Annotated in this window: 15 protein-coding genes; all 15 read left to right on the top strand. The window is 66.7% G+C overall.

The features are described from left to right. The 15 genes from ACEJ41_RS11360 (at position 1) to ACEJ41_RS11430 (ending at position 18,866) form a co-directional block, all read left to right on the top strand. Positions 1-1,446, top strand: coding sequence for a J domain-containing protein (locus ACEJ41_RS11360; protein WP_374012378.1), 1,446 nt, complete (start codon positions 1-3; stop codon positions 1,444-1,446). Further along, positions 1,443-2,666, top strand: coding sequence for a tetratricopeptide repeat protein (locus ACEJ41_RS11365; RefSeq protein WP_374012379.1), 1,224 nt, complete (start codon positions 1,443-1,445; stop codon positions 2,664-2,666). Before ACEJ41_RS11360 ends, ACEJ41_RS11365 begins: the two co-directional genes overlap by 4 nt. 123 nt (positions 2,667-2,789) lie before the next feature. After that, on the top strand, positions 2,790-3,233 hold the full coding sequence (locus ACEJ41_RS11370; protein WP_374012380.1) for a hypothetical protein: 444 nt from the start codon (positions 2,790-2,792) through the stop codon (positions 3,231-3,233). Between the two features lie 111 nt (positions 3,234-3,344). Continuing rightward, positions 3,345-4,688 (top strand): O-antigen ligase family protein, encoded by a 1,344-nt coding sequence (locus ACEJ41_RS11375; protein ID WP_374012381.1) that lies wholly within the window; start codon positions 3,345-3,347, stop codon positions 4,686-4,688. Positions 4,689-4,691: 3 nt separating this feature from the next. Next, complete coding sequence (gene tviB, locus ACEJ41_RS11380; RefSeq protein ID WP_374012382.1) at positions 4,692-5,978, top strand: Vi polysaccharide biosynthesis UDP-N-acetylglucosamine C-6 dehydrogenase TviB; 1,287 nt, start codon at positions 4,692-4,694, stop codon at positions 5,976-5,978. Positions 5,979-5,989: 11 nt separating this feature from the next. Continuing rightward, positions 5,990-7,000, top strand: a complete 1,011-nt coding sequence (locus tag ACEJ41_RS11385; RefSeq protein WP_374012383.1) for an NAD-dependent epimerase — start codon at positions 5,990-5,992, stop codon at positions 6,998-7,000. A 20-nt stretch (positions 7,001-7,020) separates the two neighbouring features. Next, complete coding sequence (locus tag ACEJ41_RS11390; protein ID WP_374012384.1) at positions 7,021-9,003, top strand: acyltransferase family protein; 1,983 nt, start codon at positions 7,021-7,023, stop codon at positions 9,001-9,003. A gap of 118 nt (positions 9,004-9,121) precedes the next feature. Beyond that, entirely contained in the window at positions 9,122-9,955 is an 834-nt protein-coding gene (locus tag ACEJ41_RS11395) for a class I SAM-dependent methyltransferase (protein ID WP_374012385.1), read from the top strand. Then, complete coding sequence (locus ACEJ41_RS11400; protein WP_374012386.1) at positions 9,956-11,218, top strand: oligosaccharide flippase family protein; 1,263 nt, start codon at positions 9,956-9,958, stop codon at positions 11,216-11,218. Further along, on the top strand, positions 11,215-12,366 hold the full coding sequence (locus ACEJ41_RS11405; RefSeq protein ID WP_374012387.1) for a glycosyltransferase: 1,152 nt from the start codon (positions 11,215-11,217) through the stop codon (positions 12,364-12,366). Before ACEJ41_RS11400 ends, ACEJ41_RS11405 begins: the two co-directional genes overlap by 4 nt. Next, entirely contained in the window at positions 12,363-13,502 is a 1,140-nt protein-coding gene (locus tag ACEJ41_RS11410) for a glycosyltransferase (protein ID WP_374012388.1), read from the top strand. The genes ACEJ41_RS11405 and ACEJ41_RS11410 overlap by 4 nt, the downstream gene beginning before the upstream one ends. After that, positions 13,490-15,448: an asparagine synthase (glutamine-hydrolyzing) gene (gene asnB, locus ACEJ41_RS11415; RefSeq protein ID WP_374012389.1), complete on the top strand. Its 1,959-nt coding sequence runs from the start codon at positions 13,490-13,492 to the stop codon at positions 15,446-15,448. The genes ACEJ41_RS11410 and asnB overlap by 13 nt, the downstream gene beginning before the upstream one ends. After that, complete coding sequence (locus ACEJ41_RS11420) at positions 15,448-16,491, top strand: EpsG family protein (RefSeq protein ID WP_374012390.1); 1,044 nt, start codon at positions 15,448-15,450, stop codon at positions 16,489-16,491. The genes asnB and ACEJ41_RS11420 overlap by 1 nt, the downstream gene beginning before the upstream one ends. Positions 16,492-16,529: 38 nt before the next feature. Beyond that, positions 16,530-17,684: a glycosyltransferase family 4 protein gene (locus ACEJ41_RS11425; protein ID WP_374012391.1), complete on the top strand. Its 1,155-nt coding sequence runs from the start codon at positions 16,530-16,532 to the stop codon at positions 17,682-17,684. A gap of 57 nt (positions 17,685-17,741) precedes the next feature. Then, positions 17,742-18,866 carry an MraY family glycosyltransferase gene (locus ACEJ41_RS11430; protein ID WP_374012392.1) on the top strand — a complete coding sequence of 375 codons (1,125 nt, stop codon included), beginning with the start codon at positions 17,742-17,744 and terminating at the stop codon, positions 18,864-18,866.

Consider the following 18,866-nt stretch of genomic DNA (forward strand, 5'->3'; position numbering starts at 1 on the left):
GTGACCAGGGAAGACGCACTCTCGCTGGCCATCGACCTGTTCCGCGCACCAACCCTGCGCCACGCCGCGCGCGCGCAGCCGGTGCCGGTGCACACCCGCGAACTGCTGCAGCTGGCCACCGGCCAGCCGGCGCGCCTGGCCGAAGCCTCCGCGCACACCGGCGTGGATGCCGCCGACCTGCTGGAAGCCTCGCGCTTTTTCGTGCGCGAGGTGCTGCTGTACCCGGATGCCGACGACTACCGCGTGCTGGGCCTGCGCCCGGGCGCGGACCTGGACAGCCTCAAGACGCATTACCGGCTGCTGCTGGCCTGGCTGCATCCGGACCGGGTGCAGTCCGAAGCCGAGCAGGCCTTTGCCGCGCGGGTCAACGCCGCCTGGAACCGGCTGCGCGCCGCGCCGCAGGATGCGCCCGCAGACCCGGCGCCGCCTCCCGCAGTCACGCCGCCATCTGCGTTCGCCCCGCGCTGGATCCGGCTTGATCCGGACGACACCACGCGTCCGCGTCGGCACATCGTGCTGCCGGTACTGCTGCTGGCCCTGTGCGCACTGCTGCTGTGGGTCGCCACCCGGCCGCCACCGGCACCCGATGCGGCCCGGCCCGGGACGACGGCCGCGGCCGACGCATCGCTGTTCGACGGACTGGTCCTGCAACCAAGGACCGATGACCAGGCACCCGCGCCGGCACCAGCACCGGCAATCGCAGCGGCACCTCGCGCCGACGCGCCTGCACCTGCGCCTGCACCTTCGCCCGCGCGCGCCGCAGCGCCCGCTACACCTGTTGCATTGCCTGCCGTATCCACCCCTGCCCGTGCCATCACCGCACCTGCCGCACGCACGCCGGGCGCTGCGACCGGCAGTGCACCGGAAGCATCCACGGCCGCGCGTGCGCCAGCAGCACCGCTTGCGATCACGGCAGCGACTACAAGTGCGCCAGCAGCACAGCAGGCATCGAGGCGCATGCCCGCACCCGCACCCACGCCAGCGGCAACCGTGCCGACTGCGACGTCGGCATCCACGCCCGCAAACGCAGCGCATGCGTCCACCGCGCACGTCACCGCCCTCGCCTCCGGCGAGGACACGCCCGCGCCCATTGCAACTGCAACGGTGACGCCCCGGCACCCGGAACTGGCCGGTGAACGGCTCGACGCGCTGCTGGCATTCGTCACCCGGCCGCAGATGATCCCGCCGCCGATCTGGCGCAACGTGCAGGCGATGGACGAGGCCGAGCGCATCCGCGGCATGCTGCTCGCCCACGGCAGCGCAGGCGCGCCCACGATCCAGGCCGCGCACGCGCGCTGGACCCATCGGCCCGACCGCGCCTTCGCCGTGGTGCCGGTGGTGTGGCCGGCGCCCGATGCCAGGGTCCAGCGCCTGCACGCCGAGTTGACCTGGCGCGACGACGACTGGCGGATCGAATCGCTGTTGCTGGAGGATCCGGCCCGGTGAACGCGCGCACTCCCTTCTACGGCGTGGCGTTCGCGCTGCTGTGCATCGCGCTGGCGCTGGCCGCCTGGCGCATCGTGGCCCATACCGCCGCCGACAGCCTGGCCGCCGCCGATCCGGCCCGCGCACTGGGATGGGTGGACGGACATCCCGACGCGCTGCTGGCCCTGGCCGAGCAGCAACTGGCCGCCGGCCACGCCACCCAAGCCGCTGGCACCGCGCGGCACCTGCTGCAACGGGCGCCACTGGAAGGCCGCGCCTGGCGCATCCTGGCCCAGGGCGAGGTGATGGCCGGGCGCACCGATACGGCGCGGGAACTCTATCAACGCACCATCGCCGCAACCCCGCACGACATCGCCGCACGCGCGTGGCTGCTGCAGGACCACCTCAACCACCAGCGCCATGCCGAAGCGCTGGGCGAGATCGACCGCATCCTGCGCATCTCCCCGCGCTTGGGCCGCAGCCTGGTTCCGGCACTGGCGCAGATGGCCAGCGATGCGGACTTCGCCGCCGCCATGATCCCGCTGCTGGCGCGGCAGCCGCCGTGGCGCGCACCGCTGCTGCGCGAGATCCAGGGCGGCAAGCATGCGCAGGCCGAGCGCGTGTTCGACCTGCTGCTGCAGGCCGGCGACCTGGACCCAACCGAGCAGCGTGGCTGGATCGAGGCGCTGATGGGCCAGCAGCGTTGGGGCGAGGCCTACGCCTACTGGGTGCCCGCCGTACCGCCGGGCCAAGCGCTGACCCCGGTGTTCAACGGCAGCTTCGAGCGGCCGATCAGCGGCTACGGGTTCGACTGGCGGATCGTCCGGGTCCCGGGCGTGGCGGTGGACCTGCAGGCCGATGCCGACCCCGCCCTGGGCCAGGTGGCGCACATCCGCTTCAACCACCGCCCCGCCGCGCACGCCGGGCTGCAGCAGGCGCTGCTGCTGGCGCCGGGCCGCTACCGGTTCCGGGTGCGGATGCGTGCCGACCAGTTGCGCAGCGATGGCGGCCTGGAATGGGTGCTGCTGTGCGCCAGCAGCGGCCACGGCCCGCTGGGCACCAGCGAGCGGCTCTCCGGCACGTTCGCCTGGACCACGCTGACCTGGGAGGCCCAGGTACCGGAAACCTGCCCGGGACAATGGCTGCGGCTGCGCAACCCGGTGCCGTCGGGGATCGGGCAGTTCGTATCCGGGCAGGCCTGGGTCGCCGAGGTCTCGGCCGTTCCGGAGGCCCGGCCCTAGCGGCCGGCGGCGCGGAACCGGGCAGGTTTCTTCACACCGTACTGCTTGCATACGCGAAAATATCGCCCTAGCCTAGCTCTGGGCCGCTCCGTCCGGGCGGGCGAACAGAAGGATCTCCAGCTCATGAACATCAGGCTTTCAATGCTGGCCGCCGCGCTGGCGCTGGGCATTCCCGCCCTCGCCATGGCGCAGGAAGGCGCCGTGCAGGAACCCGTCGCCAGCCTCCAGATCAACTCCGGCAGCATCCAGACCAGCGGTGCCGATGGCCAGTTCGTCCCGGCCCAGTCCGGGGTGCAACTGCAACCCGGCAGCCGCGTGCTGGTGCCGTCCGGCGCCTCCGCCACCATGGTCTATCCGGGCGGATGCACGGTCAGCCTGTCGCCGGGCGTGCACACGGTGCTGCCAACCTGCACCCCGCCCCCGGTCAACGTCGCCTCCGGCGGCGGCACTGGCATGGGCGCAGGCGGTGCGGTCGGCATCCTGGCCACCGGCGTGGCCCTGACCGCAGTGGGCATGGACCAGACCCTGGAAGACAGCGACGACCCGCGTCCGCCGATCAGTCGCTGATCGACGGCAGCATGCTTCCGGCCGGAACCGCACAACGGAGCCGGGCCGGTGCAGAATCGGACGGGACAGGCGCAGGCCTGTCCCGTTTCCGTTTCTGCGGGGGTTGACCGGATGGAGCTGTCGCAGCGGGCTGGATCCCGGCTGTCTTTCCTCGCCACCGCGCTGCTGGTGCTGGCCTTCGTCACCGGCGGTGGTTCGGCCGACCGCGGCCTGGGCGATGCGGCCACCCAGCTGCTGGCCTGCGTGGTGCTGCCATGGGCGCTGCATGTGCTGCTGCATGACCCCGAGCGTCCACCGGCCCTGCGCTGGATCCTGCTGCTTGTTGCCCTGGTGCCGGCCGGCATTGCACTGCAACTGATCGGTGGCATCACCCGCACGCCCTGGGCCACCGAGCGCGCGTTGTGGTCGATCCTGCCGGCGCTGGCCGCGTTCACCGCCGCACTGGCGCTGCCGCGCGCACGCCAGGCACGCCTGGCCTGGACCATCGTGTGGCTGGCGGTTGCCAGCCTGCTGCTGGGATACCTGCAACTGGGCGCGCCGCAGGACAGCATCCTCAACCCGTTCCCGGACCTGGCGCCGATGCTCAACGGCGTGTTCGCCAACCAGAACCACCAGGCCACCGCCATCGGCATCGCCCTGGTGCTGCTGGCCGCATGGGCGTTCGACCCGCGCCGCCAGGATGCGGACGGGCAGGCCCGGCACTCGCGCATGGGCGGCCTGATCGCCGCTGCCGGCGCGGCTGCGCTGCTGCTGGTGGCACTGCCCATCGTCGGCTCGCGGGCGATGGCCCTGATCAGCCTGGGCGCGCTGTTGCTGGTGCCGCTGTGCACCGGCTGGCTGCGGCAACGGCTGGTGCGCGGACGCCGCCGGCAAGGCACCTTCATGCTGCTGGCCGGCGTGGTGGCCGGCGCGCTGGTGCTGGCAGCGGTGAGTGGCTGGCTGAAGGTGGATTACGCATCCGAATCGCGGATCGCGATGGCGCGCGCCACTGCCGCGCTGGCCGCCGACGCGATGCCGTGGGGCACGGGCGTGGGCAGCTTCGTGCAATGGTTCGACGCCAACACCCCGGACACAGCGCTGCAATGGGCCTACGTCAACCACGCCCACAACGAGTACGTGCAGTGGTGGCTGGAAAGCGGCGTGGGCGGGCTGGCGTGGATCGCGCTGCTGGTTGCGGGCATGGCCTGGAGCCTGCCGCGCTGCGCATGGCGCGCCGACGCCGGGCCGGACTGGCTGGCCGCCGGAAGCTGGCTGGCGGTGGCCATCGTGCTGGCGCACAGTGCCGCCGACTACCCGCTGCGCACACCGGCAATCATGACCATCACCGCGTTCCTGGCCGGCATCGCCGTGCGCGCGGCGGCAGCCCGCGGCGGCTTCGCCAAATCCTCACGCTACCCCCATACTGCGGTGCAAGGGCCAGGGGATGGGGCCCGCTTCGACAGCCACGAGGGTTGAGGCATGGCACAGGGACTTCGCCTGGAAGACGCCAGGATCGCCGTGATCGGCCTGGGCTACGTGGGGCTGCCGCTGGCAGTGGAATTCGCCACGCGCTACGACGTGGTCGGCTTCGACACCAACCCGCAACGCATCGCACGCCTGCGTGGCGGCCACGACGACACCGGCGAGGTCGAGCCCGGCCAACTGGCCCAGGCCACCCGGCTGCGCTTCACCGACACCGTGGACGGCATTGCCGGCTGCAACCTCTACATCGTCACCGTGCCCACGCCGATCGACAGCGCCCGTCGCCCGGACCTGGCACCGCTGCAGGCGGCCAGCCGCAGCGTGGGCAGCGTGCTCAAGCGCGGCGACGTGGTGGTGTACGAATCCACCGTGTACCCGGGCTGCACCGAAGAGGTGTGCGTGCCGCTGCTGGAGCAGGCATCGGGGCTGGTGTTCAACACCGATTTCCACGTCGGCTACAGCCCCGAGCGCATCAACCCCGGCGACCGCAGCCACCGCGTGGCCGACATCGTCAAGGTCACCTCCGGCTCCACCGAGCAGGCCGCAGCGTTCATCGATGCGGTGTACGCCAGCATCATCACCGCCGGCACCCACCGCGCGCCGTGCATCAAGGTGGCCGAGGCGGCCAAGGTGATCGAGAACACCCAGCGCGACCTCAACATCGCCCTGGTCAACGACCTGGCCATCCTGTTCAACCGCCTGGGCATCGACACCCTGGACGTGCTGGAGGCCGCCGGCACCAAGTGGAACTTCCTGCCGTTCCGGCCCGGACTGGTGGGCGGCCACTGCATCGGCGTGGACCCCTACTACCTCACCCACAAGGCGCAGGAAGTGGGCCACCACCCCGACGTGATCCTGGCCGGCCGCCGCACCAACGACGGCATGGGCCGCTACGTGGCCTCGCAGGTGGTGCGGCTGATGGTGCGCAAGGGCATCAACCCGGTGCGCGCGCGGGTGCTGGTGCTGGGCCTGGCGTTCAAGGAAAACTGCCCGGACCTGCGCAACACGCGGGTGGCCGACCTCATCGCCGCGCTGCACGACTACGAAACCCGGGTGGACGTGCACGACCCCTGGGTGGATGCGGCACACGCGCAGGACGAATACGGCATCGACATGGTGACCACGCCCGCCCCCGGCACCTACGATGCCGTGGTGGTGGCGGTGGGCCACCGGCAGTTCCACGCGCTGGGCGCCGACGGCATCCGCCGGCTTGGCAAGCCACTGTGCGTGGTCTATGACATCAAGTACGTCCTGCCCCGCGACGCGGTGGACGGGCGCCTGTAACGGAGAAGGGAATGAAGGTTCTGGTCACGGGCACGGCGGGCTTCATCGGTTCGCACCTTGCCCTGCGCCTGCTGGAGCGCGGCGACGAGGTGGTGGGCATCGACAACCTCAACGACTACTACGACGTCACCCTCAAGCAGGCGCGCCTGGCGCGGTTTGCCGACCACCCCGGCTACACCCACGTGCACGCCGACCTGGCCGACCGCGATGCAGTGGAGGCCATGTTCGCAAAGCACCGCCCGCAGCGCGTGGTCAACCTGGCCGCGCAGGCCGGCGTGCGCTACGCCGCGCAGAACCCGCACGTGTACGTGGGCAGCAACGTCACCGGCTTCCTGCACGTACTTGAAGGCTGCCGCCACCACGGCGTGGAGCACCTGGTATTCGCCTCGACCAGCTCGATCTACGGCGCCAATACCGCCATGCCGTTCTCCGAGCACAGCTCCACCGAGCACCCGCTCACCCTGTACGCGGCCACCAAGAAGGCCAACGAGCAGATGGCGCACAGCTACGCGCACCTGTATGGCTTCCCCTGCACCGGCCTGCGCTTCTTCACCGTGTACGGCCCGTGGGGCCGGCCGGACATGGCCCTGTTCCTGTTCACCCGCGCAATCCTGGCCGGCGAGCCGATCAAGGTGTTCAACCACGGCCGCCACCGGCGCAGCTTCACCTACATCGACGACATCGTCGAAGGCGTGATCCGCACCCTGGACCGCCCACCGGCCAGCAACGCGCAATGGCGCGGCGACGCACCCGACCCTGCCACCAGCGGCGTGGCGCCCTACCGCATCTACAACATCGGCAACGAACAGCCGGTGGAGCTGCTGCGCTACATCGAAGTGCTGGAGCAGGAGCTGGGCCGCAAGGCGAAGATGGAAATGCTGCCCCTGCAGGCCGGCGACGTGCCCGATACCGAGGCAGATGTATCGGACCTGGTCGCCGGCGTGGGCTACAAGCCGGAGGTATCGGTGGAGGAAGGGGTAGCGCGGTTCGTGGAGTGGTATCGGGGGTATTACGGCGCCTGAGCCCTGAGGGACGAGAGCCGATGAGCAGCGCACATGTCTACCGTCCCGACATCGATGGGCTGCGCGCCATCGCAGTGCTGGCCGTGGTCCTGTACCACTTTGGGATCGGCCCGCTGCACGGCGGCTTCGTCGGCGTGGACGTGTTCTTCGTCATCTCCGGCTATCTGATAACCGGGATCATCCATCGCGAAATCCAGGCTGGCACCTTCACCTTTGCCGACTTCTACGAACGCCGCATCAGGCGCATATTCCCTGCGCTGTTCGCCGTTCTTCTGGCAACCCTCGCCGTGGGCGTTTGGTTGCTGCTGCCATCTGATCTGGCGCGCCTTGGCGGCGCCACACTGGCCACGCTGGCATTTGTCTCCAATGTGCTCTTCAGCCGTCAGAGTGGCTACTTCGACACGTCCTCCGAGTACAACCCGCTCCTCCACACCTGGTCCCTGGCGGTGGAAGAGCAGTTCTACATTGGCTTGCCAATCCTGCTGATCCTGATTCACAAGTTCGCCAGGACTCGCCTGAAGGCCGTACTGGCCGCGTGCTGCATCGTTTCTTTTGCCCTGTGCCTGCTGGTACAGCCATTGCGGCCCGCATACGCATTCTTCCTGTCTCCGTTCAGAGCATGGGAACTGCTTCTGGGCGGACTGGTCGCCGTGGGCGGTATGCCTGCGGTCGCACATCGCCTGCCAAGAGAATGCGTGGCGGCGACCGCCTTGGTGGTGCTGGGAGGTTCGCTGCTGTGGATCGAGGCGGGACGCAGCTTCCCGGGCTGGCAAGCCGCAGTGCCAGTCATCGCGACGGCTTTGCTGCTGCATACAGGGGCACACGGAACATCACTCGTCCAACGACTGCTGTCATGGCGGCCGCTGGTACTGGTCGGCCTGATCTCGTACTCGCTCTACCTTTGGCACTGGCCCCTCGCTGTATTTGCACGCTACCGCAATGCAATGGAGCCGCTCACGCTCCAGCAAGGCATCGCCCTGCTGATCGTTGCCCTGCTGATCTCCACGGCCAGTTATCGTTGGATCGAGACTCCTTTGCGGCGGCGGCGAAGCAAAGGACTGCATGGCTGGCGCCGCCCAGTGTTTCCTATGGCCATCGCTGCGACCTTGGTACTTGGCGTCGCCGCGACTGTCTCCAGGCTCGACGCGGGCTGGCAGCGACGGTTCCCCGCGAATGTGGTTGCCTTGGATGCGGCCCGACTGCCCCTCATTCCCTACCGGGAATGCGATGGGAAGCCGCCCGGAACAACAATGCAAAGCTGTATCGCGGGCGCACCCGCTGTACCGCCGCGCTCGTTGGTGTGGGGCGATAGCCACGCATTGGCGTGGGCCCCTGCCTTCCACCATATCGGGCTCAGGGACTCGCAAGCGTACACACTGGCTGTCAAATCAACATGTCCTCCTCTGCTCGGAGTCAGTAATTCCTTCAACCCGGCCTGTGCCGACTTCAGTCGCAAAGTGCACGCATGGATCAAGACAGCTGACATCCAAACCGTGTACCTAGTAGCCACCTGGGTGGACTATTCCAACCCAGGGACGCGGTACCTTCTCTCCGATGAACATGGACGTAAGGGGAACGCTAACGTCTTTGGGCCGGCGCTGACCAACACGCTCAAATTTCTCGGCCAGAACGTCGAAAGTGTAATGCTGATCGGACCCACTCCCGGGGCTCCGGATAATTTGCCTTACAAAGTGGGAATGGCTGCGCTGACCGGAAGTGCGCCGCCACTACCCAAGCCAGCTTTTGAGTTCCATGGCGCCTCGCACACGTTCTGGGAGAATGCGAAAGCGCAGAAGGAGCGAACGGTGACACTAATCGACCCCTCCGGGTGGTTCTGCGACGCATCTGCGTGCATATATCGGGATGGGCATGGACACCTGCTCTACCGGGACGATGAACACCTAAGCATTGATGGCGCCGTGTACGTGACCAATCGGTTCCGGAGCGAATTGGACGCCCGCGATGCCGAGATCCCGGATACTGATGCGGCGGCGGCACGCTAGCCGACACGCCGCATCTCATTTGTTTATTGGTATGCGCAGGAGGTACCAGAAGTACCCAGTTCTTGAAGTGGCTATAAACCATTACAGTTGGACAGCAGTGGCCAGGCGAGGCATATGGATGAACCAGAGAAATCTGCTTTCGGCGGAATCGCATTTCGCATTCGGCAAGAACTGGCTCGACTACGCGCGCAAGATTGACGAGCCAAAGATCGCGCAGGCAATCACAGACCTGCAACGCCTGAGCGGACGGGAGCGTTTCGATGGCCTGTCGTTCCTCGACATAGGCTGCGGCTCCGGCCTGCACTCGCTCGCAGCCGTGCGCATGGGTGCAGACCGCGTAGTTGGGGTGGACATCGATGCAGACTCGGTGGCCGCATCCCGGGACACCCTTGCCAGGTTCGCGCCACAGGCCGACACCCGATTCGAGCGGGTCAGCGTGTTCGACATGCAGCCCGAGGACTACGGCGGCTTCGATCTGGTCTATTCCTGGGGCGTGCTACACCACACCGGCGACATGTACCGTGCGCTGACCAGCGCCGCGGCACTGGTCCAGCCACAGGGAATCCTGATGGTCGCCCTGTACCGGAAGACCCGCTTCTGCGGCATGTGGCGCATGATCAAACAATGGTACTCGGCGGCATCACCTGCCGCTCAGGTCCGCGCAAGAAAGGCCTGGATTGGCGTTCAGCGGGTGATGTTCAGGCTGACTGGTCGGGATCACGCTGCCTATGTCCGTGACTACGGGCGCGGGCGAGGCATGGATTACTTCAACGACGTGCACGACTGGATGGGTGGGTATCCATACGAGTCAATTTCCCCTCAACATTGCCGTCAGCATTTCGAGCAGCTTGGATTCGTTGTCCAGCATGACTTCTCAGTCGCGCCGAAGTCGGTCCTGTCCGGCCTGATGGGCAGCGGATGCGACGAGTTCGCCTTCCGAAAGCTTGGGTAGATGCGCAAGCACGTCATTTCATTGATGTCCGGCACGGCAATTGCCCAGGCAATCACGCTATGCATCGCGCCTCTGTTGACCCGCTTTTACTCTCCCGCAGACTTTGGGCTGTTCGGGCTGTTCGTCGCATGCATCAGCATCATCGGAAACACCGCAACTCTCCGCTACGAACTGGCCATCGTGATTCCGCAGAAACGAGACCAGGCTGCATCAGTGTTCGTGCTGTGCCTCCCGGTTACGGCAGTGACGGCACTGGCGACCCTGGTCCTGGTACTCGCTATCGGGCGGCACTCGGCAGCACTGCTGGGCCAGCCCGCGTTAGCGCCACTGCTGTGGTGGCTTCCAGTATCCGTTTTTTCCTTCGGACTCTTTCAGGCACTCAATTACTGGGCGACGAGCCAGGAACGATTTCCGGAGGTCGCAACAGCGCAAGTCATGCGCGCGGCGTTGGCTGCCATTATCCAAGTGGCGTGCGGAGTCCTGTTGGCATCCGGGGTTGGCTTGGTGGCGGGCCAGGTGGCCGCGCAGGTGTCGGTTTCGGCAGGATGGCTGTGGCATACGTGGCGTCGCGACAATCATGTCATCCGGCCAGCGTTCAACATCGAAGGGGTAAAGCAGGCTGCATTGCGTTACCGGGCATTCCCGAAGTATGGGGCGCCACAGGCCACGATCAATTCCATTTCGCAGACCCTGCCCTTTTTCCTGATCGGATTGTTTTTCCCGGCGGCCGTACTCGGATTCTATGTCCTGGCCCAGCGCATCGTGCAGGCTCCGGTCACACTGCTGGCTTCAGCGCTCTCCCAGGTTCTGTTGCCGCGGTATGCGCGGCTGCAAGCGGATGGAGCCGGATTTGCGCGCAGCATGCTGCGGACAAGCGCCACACTACTCGTTCTCGCTTCCCCGGCCATCCCATTGCTCTTCTTGTGGGGCGATGAAATCTTCTTGTGGATTTTTGGTAAGGCCTGGGCAATGGCCGGCATCTTTGCTGGCTGGCTGGTCGTCGGCATGGTCGTTGACCTGGCAATGCCCCCGACGACCAGCGCCGTGACCGCCCTTGAAATGATCCGGCTCCAACTCGGATTCGAAGTCGCAGTTCTTGCCGCACGTTCCACCGGCATCCTGATTGGAGCATGGATGCAGGACGCCGTGGTCGCCATCGCCCTGTTCTCCTTAGCAGGCGCTGTAGTGAATATCTCCTTCATCATGACGGCAATGCTTCTAGTCAAGCGGAACGGCACTCAGCGCGGAGTATGCGCAGAATGAGCGCCCAGGGTGCCCGCATTGACATCCTGTTCCTCATCCGCGCGATGGGCCGCGGGGGGGCAGAAAGGCAACTAAGCCTGCTTGCGCGCACGCTGCATAGGCGCGGAGTCCGGGTCGTTGTTGCTGTGTTCTACCGCGGCGGCCCACTTGCGCAGGAGCTACACGATTCTGGCGTCGAACTCCTTGACCTGAAAAAACCCGGACGCTGGTCGAATTTCGGTGTCCTCATCCAGTTGGCCGCTTACGTCCGGAGGAACAAACCACGCGTCCTTCACAGCTATATGTCCACCCAGAATGTCCTGGCCCTTCTCCTGCGCCCATGGCTCAAATTGCAGCGCTGCAGAGTCGTATGCGGAATTCGCACCTCCCTACCAAACGCGTGGAACTACAGCAAAGTGGCCGGCATCGTAGATGTATTACAGAGTCGCCTATTGCCGTTCGCCGATCGCGTCATCTGCAACTCCCAAGCAGCTTTGGCTAATTTGCGGACGCATATTGCTGATGGCCGTGGCCTCGTGGTCCCCAACGGCATCGAACATGAGAGGTTCAATTTCAACCAAGGAATTCGCATCGATCAGCGCGAAGCTTGGAGCGCGACCGAAGATGAGGTACTCCTCGGACTCGTCGGCCGCCTCGATCCCCGCAAGAACCACACGTTGCTTGTAGATGCGTTGCGCTTGGCAGGCGACCAGATGCGTAACGTCCGGCTGGTCTTTGTCGGCGACGGCCCGACATCCCAGCGAGCAAAGATCGAAGCACACGCCAACGCCACCAGCATGTCCTCGCGCATCCTCTGGGCTGGCCCCTCCGACGACTTGGCTGCGGTGTACTCCGCCCTTGACATGTTCTGCCTCTGTTCGGTGGTGGAAGGCTTCCCGAATGTCCTGGCCGAAGCCATGTGTGCGGGGCTTCCATGCGTGACGACCGATGTTGGAGATGCGGCCGAGGTGGTGGGCGACTGCGGCTGGGTGGTGCCGTCCGGGGATGCCCAGGCGCTGGCCAATGCCCTGATCCAGGCCCACGATGCGCTTCCTTCGTGGGACCGTGAGCGCCCACGCCGGCGCGTGGTGGAGAACTTCAGTGTGGATCGCCTGGCGGACCGCACCCTGGCGGCACTCGCACCATTCCTGGACGAGGCTGCCGGATGATCGTTCACATCATCACCGGCCTGCGGCGCGGCGGTGCGGAGCAGGTGCTGTTCCGCCTGCTGAGCCAGCAGTCCGATCCCACGCAGGCCCTAGTGATCAGCCTGACCGACGGCGGCGTCTTCAAGGAGCGCCTGGAGAATCTGGGCGTACACGTCACCTGTTTGCAGATGCGTGCCGGCCTCCCGTCACCAATCAAGTGGTGGCGCCTGGTCCGCCTGTTGCGGCAGTGGCGTCCGCAGCTGGTCCAGACCTGGATGTACCACGCCGACCTGCTGGGAGGGCTGGCGGCACAGTTTGCGGGCATCCCAGTGTGTTGGGGCATTCGTCAGAGCGACCTGTCTGCATCACACACGAAGCGCTCGACGCGCCTCACCGCTTCCTTTTGTGCGCGCGTCTCGCGTTGGGTTCCCGCCCGCGCGATCTCCTGCAGCACACGCGCCGCGCAGGTCCACCGCGCACTGGGCTACCGGATGCCTTTCGAGATCGTGCACAACGGCGTGGATGCAGGGCCGTGGCAGCCCGTACCCGCCTTGCGGTTGGGGGTACGCAATGAGCTTGGACTGGCGGCGCAGTCCTTTGTCCTGGCGCATGCCGGGCGCGACGATCCGCAGAAGGACCATGCCAATCTTGCCGCTGCATTCAACCAGTTGCATGCGGCGCGGCCCGACGCCCGCCTGCTGCTGTGCGGCCAGGGCCTGGTGCCGGGCCATGGCCACTTCGATGCATTGCCGTTTACCCCGGATGCGCGCGCTGCGGTCATCGCGCTCGGCCCGCGCGATGACCTGCCGCGCCTGTGGCAGGCCGCCGATGCATTCGTGCTGTCCTCGCTGGGCGAGGCCTTCCCCAACGTCGTGGCCGAGGCGATGGCCGCGGCCCTGCCCTGCGTGGTCACCGACGTGGGCGACGCGGCCGAGATTGTCGGAGACACCGGCCTGGTGGTGCCGCCCTCCGATTCCAACGCGCTGGCCGAGGCCATGCTGGCCATGGCCCGCATGCCGGAGGCCGAACGTTCCGAGTTAGGCCGCGCCGCGCGCGCCCGGGTGATGGAACACTTCACACTTGAACGCATGGCGGCCGGGTTCGCCCGGGTGTGGGACGCCATTCTCCAGGGACGGGGGCAAACATGTGCGGATTGACCGGCGGCTGGAGCCGCACGCGCTTCGATGCGCTCCAGCAGGCGCTGCCGCGCATGGCTGGCACGCTGCTGCATCGCGGGCCGGATGACGGTGGCCAATGGGCCGATGCCGATGCAGGCATCGCACTGGGGCACCGGCGCCTGTCCATCGTTGACCTGTCGCCAACCGGGCACCAGCCGATGACATCGGCCAGCGGGCGCTGGGTGGTTGCCTTCAACGGCGAAATCTACAACCACCGTGGCCTGCGCCACGCACTGGAAGCCAACGGCCGCGCACCGGCCTGGCGCGGCCATTCCGATACCGAAACCCTGCTGGCGGCGGTGGAAGGTTGGGGCGTGGTGGATGCGCTGGAGCGCAGTGCGGGCATGTTTGCCATTGCCCTGTGGGACCGGCAGGAGCGCTGCCTGTGGCTGGCCCGCGACCGGCTGGGCGAAAAGCCGCTCTACTACGGCTGGAATCGCGGGGTGTTCCTGTTCGGCTCGGAGCTGAAGGCATTGCGCGCCTTCCCCGGTTTCGATGCCGAGGTGGACCGGCAGGCGCTGGCGCTGTACCTGCGCCACAACGCGGTGCCGGCGCCTTTCAGCATCCATGCCGGCATCCACAAGCTGTTGCCCGGGCACTGGCTGCAGCTGCGCCAGCACGACCTGCAAACCGGCCAGCTACCGGCGCCGGTGGCGTACTGGTCGGCCAGCAAGCGCGCGCAGGCGTGCCAGGCTTCACCCTTCACCGGCAGCGAAACCGAAGCGGCCAATGCACTGGAACGCCTGCTGCGCAACGCGGTGGCCAGGCAGATGGTGGCCGACGTGCCGCTGGGTGCGTTCCTGTCCGGCGGCATCGATTCGTCGCTGGTGGTGGCGATGATGCAGGCCCAATCCTCGCGGCCGGTGCGCACATTTTCCATCGGTTTCCACGAGGCCGGCTACGACGAGGCCCAGCATGCCGCCGCGGTGGCCCGGCACCTTGGCACCGCCCACACCGAGCTTTACGTGACGCCCGCCGATGCGATGGCGGTGATCCCGCAGCTTCCGCAGATCTACGACGAACCCTTCGCCGATTCTTCGCAGATCCCCACGGTGCTGGTGTCACGGCTGGCCCGCCAGCACGTGACGGTGGCGCTGTCTGGCGATGGCGGCGATGAGCTGTTCGGTGGGTACTCGCGGTATTTTCTTGCGGCACGGTTGTGGAAGCGCATCGCGGCAGTGCCACGCCCCTTGCGGCACATGGCGTCCAGGGCCCTCCCCATGGTTCCCATGCGGGCGTGGGAGCTGGTGTACGGCGCGGCATCTCCGCTCCTGCCCTCCGGATGGCGACTGAGCGCCCCGGGCGAGAAGATCCTCAAGGGCGCGAGGTTGCTGGCGACACCTGACGGCGATGCGTTGTATCGCGAACTGGTGACCCATTGGCAACCGAAGGATTTGCTGCCCGGAATTGATGAACCCGCATTGGCCCACATGGATGCGTTGCCGGATTCGCTGGATCTGAGCCAGCGCATGATGTTGCGGGATGCCCTCCATTACCTGCCGGACGACATCCTGACGAAGGTGGACCGCGCCGCCATGTCCTGCAGCCTGGAAACCCGGGTTCCGCTGCTTGACTACCGGGTGTTCGAGTTCGCCTGGCACCTGCCGCTGGACCTGAAGGTGCGCAACGGCACCGGCAAGCATCTGCTGCGGCAGGTGCTCCACAGGCACGTGCCCCAGCAGCTGATCGATCGTCCCAAGATGGGCTTCGGCGTTCCCATCGATACGTGGTTGCGCGGTCCACTGAAGGACTGGGCGGCAGCCCTTCTGGACCCCACGCGGCTGAAGAACGAGGGGTATTTCGAACCGGCGCCGGTGATCCGCAAATGGAAGGAGCACCAGTCCGGCTCCCGCAACTGGCAATACCACCTGTGGGACATCCTGATGTTCCAGGCCTGGCTTTCCCACGCAGGGCAGGACACCTGATGGCGATGTACTGGCTGCTGTTCCTGGTTCCGGTGACCGCCATGCTGGTGCCTGGCCGCTTGCCAAGGCGGGCGGCCACGCTGGCCTGGTGGATGGTGGGTGCGCTGTTCGCAATCGTGGCCGGCCTGCGTCACGAGGTAGGCGGCGACTGGTACAACTATCTGAGGCACTTCGAAGATTCTGGAACCTACGGGCTCCTCTATACGCTGCAACGTGGCGACCCCGGGTACTACGCCCTGAACTGGGCTGTTTCCCGGCTCGGCGGAAGCGTCCATCACGTCAACCTGGTCTGTGCGGCCATCATGATGTGGGGAACCGTGGTGTTCTGCCGCCGCCAACCGCGGCCATGGCTGGCGCTCCTGGTCGCCGTGCCCTACATGGTGATCGTGGTCGGCATGGGCTACAGCCGCCAGGCAGTGGCACTCGGGTTCGCATTGGTCGGCCTGGTTGCGCTTGGCGATCGCCGCATCTGGATGTTCGTGGCCTGGATCGCGATGGGTGCGCTGTTCCACAAGTCCGCCGTGTTGCTGTTGCCGATTGCGGCGCTGGCCGCCAGCCGCAACCGCATACGCAGCTTCCTGCTGGTCGGGGTGATCGGTGGGCTGCTGTACTACCTGCTGCTGGCCGATGCGTCCGAGGCCCTCTGGGAAAACTACGTGGAGTCCCAGTACCACTCCGAAGGCGGCCTGGTGCGGGTATTGATGAACGTGCTGCCGGCGCTGGTGATGCTTGTCTGGGGCAAGAAACTTGTGCCGGACCCTGCAGAGCGCCGGCTATGGCATCTGGTGGCGCTGATGGCGGTCGCGTGCCTGCCGCTTGTGGGCCTGGCCTCCACGGCGGTGGACCGCGTGGCGCTGTACCTGATTCCACTGCAGTTGTTCGTGTTTGCCCGGGTACCCGGCCTGATGCCGGCCCACACCGGTGCCCGCACGTTCCTCGTCTTCGCAGTGATGGCCTACTACGCGACGGCACAGTGGGTGTGGCTGACACGCGCCGACCATGCCCAATACTGGATTCCGTACCGCATGGCGGCGCCATGGTGACCGCTGCCACTGGCGGTGTCCGGGCCGACGTTGCAGCAGTGGCGCTGCAACCTATGGTCCTGCTGTTCGCCAACACGGACTGGTACCTCTACAACTTCCGCCGCTCGCTGGCACTGGCACTGCGCGAGGCCGGGTACGAGGTACTGCTGGTGTCGCCGCCCGGCGACTATGGCACCCGCCTGCAGGCACTTGGGCTTCGCTGGGAACCGCTGGCAATGGACCGGCGCAGCCTCAACCCGCTGCGTGAGGCGGCACTGCTGGCAAGGCTGTGGCGCCTGCTGCGCCGCGAGAAGCCGGACCTGGTGCACGGCTTCACCATCAAGTGCGCCATCTATGGCGGCCTGGCCGCGAGGTTGGCGGGTGTCGAGGCAAGAATCCACGCAGTGGCTGGCATGGGCTACGTGTTTACCTCCAAGAGCCTGCGCGCACGCCTGCTGCGCCCGCTGGTGCGGCAGCTGATGCGCACGGGTTTTGCGGGGCGGCATGCGCGGCTGATCCTGCAAAACCCGGATGACGTGGATGCCATCGTGAAGGCGGGCCTGGTGGACCAGAGCGGCATCCACCTGATCGAAGGCTCCGGTGTGGACTGCACGAGGTTCCATCCTGCCGACCCCAATGTTGGCAGCGGGCGCCTGCGGGTGCTGCTGCCCGCGCGCGTGCTGTGGGACAAGGGGCTGGCCGAGTATGTGGAGGCCGCGCGATCCTTGCGCGCCGAAGGTCGCGCCATCGATTTCCTGCTGGCCGGCACCCCGGATCCCGGCAATCCAGCGTCGGTGCCCGCGCACGAGGTGCGCGCGTGGGTGTCGGATGGCACGCTGGAATGGCTTGGCCATGTGGAGGACATGCCAGCGTTGTTCCAGTCCGTGCATGTGGTGGCGCTGCCGAGCTATCGCGAAGGCCTGCCGAAAGGCCTGATCGAAGCCGGAGCCTGCGGCCGTGCACTGGTCACCACCGATGTCCCGGGGTGCCGTGAAGTGGTGCAGCACGAAGTGGATGGCCTGCTGGTACCCCCGCGCGATGCTGCTGCCCTGGCTGCAGCCATCCGCCGCCTGGATGACGACCGGGCATTGCTGCAGCGGCTGGGAGATGCGGCCCGCGCCACTGCGCTGGCGCGCTTTGATGAGCGCATCGTCATCGGGCGTACCATGGCCGTGTATGCGGAGGTGCTGGGAAACAGCCATCCGCCTGGTTAGCTGTTTGCGAAGCGTCGCCTTTTGTGGTTCAAGTGCCTCAAGGATCTGGAGCAGCCAATGCTCGATATCTTGAAAGGACTCGATTGGAACGCCGCTCTGGTCGCCCTGGCTGCCACGCTTCTGCTGCTGTGGCTGTTGCGCCCGGTCGCAGCGCGCCTGGGCCTGTATGACCACCCCGGCGGACGCAAGAGCCACCTGGCACCCACCCCGGTCATCGGCGGCGTGGCCATGGGCATCGGCACCATTGCCGTAGGCCTGTGGCTGTCGCCGCCGCACGGCGATGGATTCATCGGTTTCGCGTTGGCCGCTTCCATCGTGGTGGTCACCGGCCTGGTGGACGACCGTTTCGACATCCGCTGGTACTGGCGCATCCTGGCCCAGGTGGTCGCCGCGCTGGTGATGGTGCATGTCAGCGGGGTGCGGGTGGAGCAGCTGGGGCCGGTGTTCGGCCTGTCGGAAATGTCGCTGGGCGCGTTGTCGGTGCCGTTCACTGTGTTCGCCACGGTTGGCCTGATCAATGCGATCAACATGATCGACGGGGCCGATGGCATGGCCGGCATGCTGGTGTGGGCGGCGCTGCTGATGCTGTCGGCGGCCGGCCTGTACGCAGGCAACCTGGTCATCGCCGAGCGCATGATGATCGTGATGGGCGCGGTGAGTGCCTTCCTGGTGTTCAACCTGCGCTTTCCGTGGCAGCGGCGCGCGCGGATGTTCATGGGCGATGCCGGCAGCGGGTTCCTTGGCCTGGTGATTGCGTGGTGTTCGTTCCGCCTCACCCAGAACCCGGGGCATCCGGTCAATCCGGTGCTGACCTTGTGGTTCGTGGCAATCCCGATGATGGATGCGCTGGTGCTGATTGCGCGGCGCATCCGCAATCGCCGCTCGCCGTTCCATGCCGATTGCAACCACATCCACCACCTGATGCAGGAGGCGGGATTCGGCCCCACCCAGGCCGCACTGGTGCTGACCGCCTTCACCCTGGCCTGCGGGCTGGCGGTGGGCCAGGCGATGCGCATGGACGTGCCGCACCCGTTGTTGCTGCTGGCCTTCCTGTTGATGTGTGCCGGCTGGTACGTGCTGTCGGGCCGGCGTGCGCGGGCGGTGGCATTCTTCCGGCGCCTGCGTGCACCCTTGCACCCGGCCGTGGTGGCACCCGGCGTCGACCAGCCCGGTGAATCCTGA

Origin of the sequence: Pseudoxanthomonas koreensis (assembly GCF_041890415.1) — a bacterium.
GTDB classification, from domain to species: domain Bacteria; phylum Pseudomonadota; class Gammaproteobacteria; order Xanthomonadales; family Xanthomonadaceae; genus Pseudoxanthomonas; species Pseudoxanthomonas koreensis_A.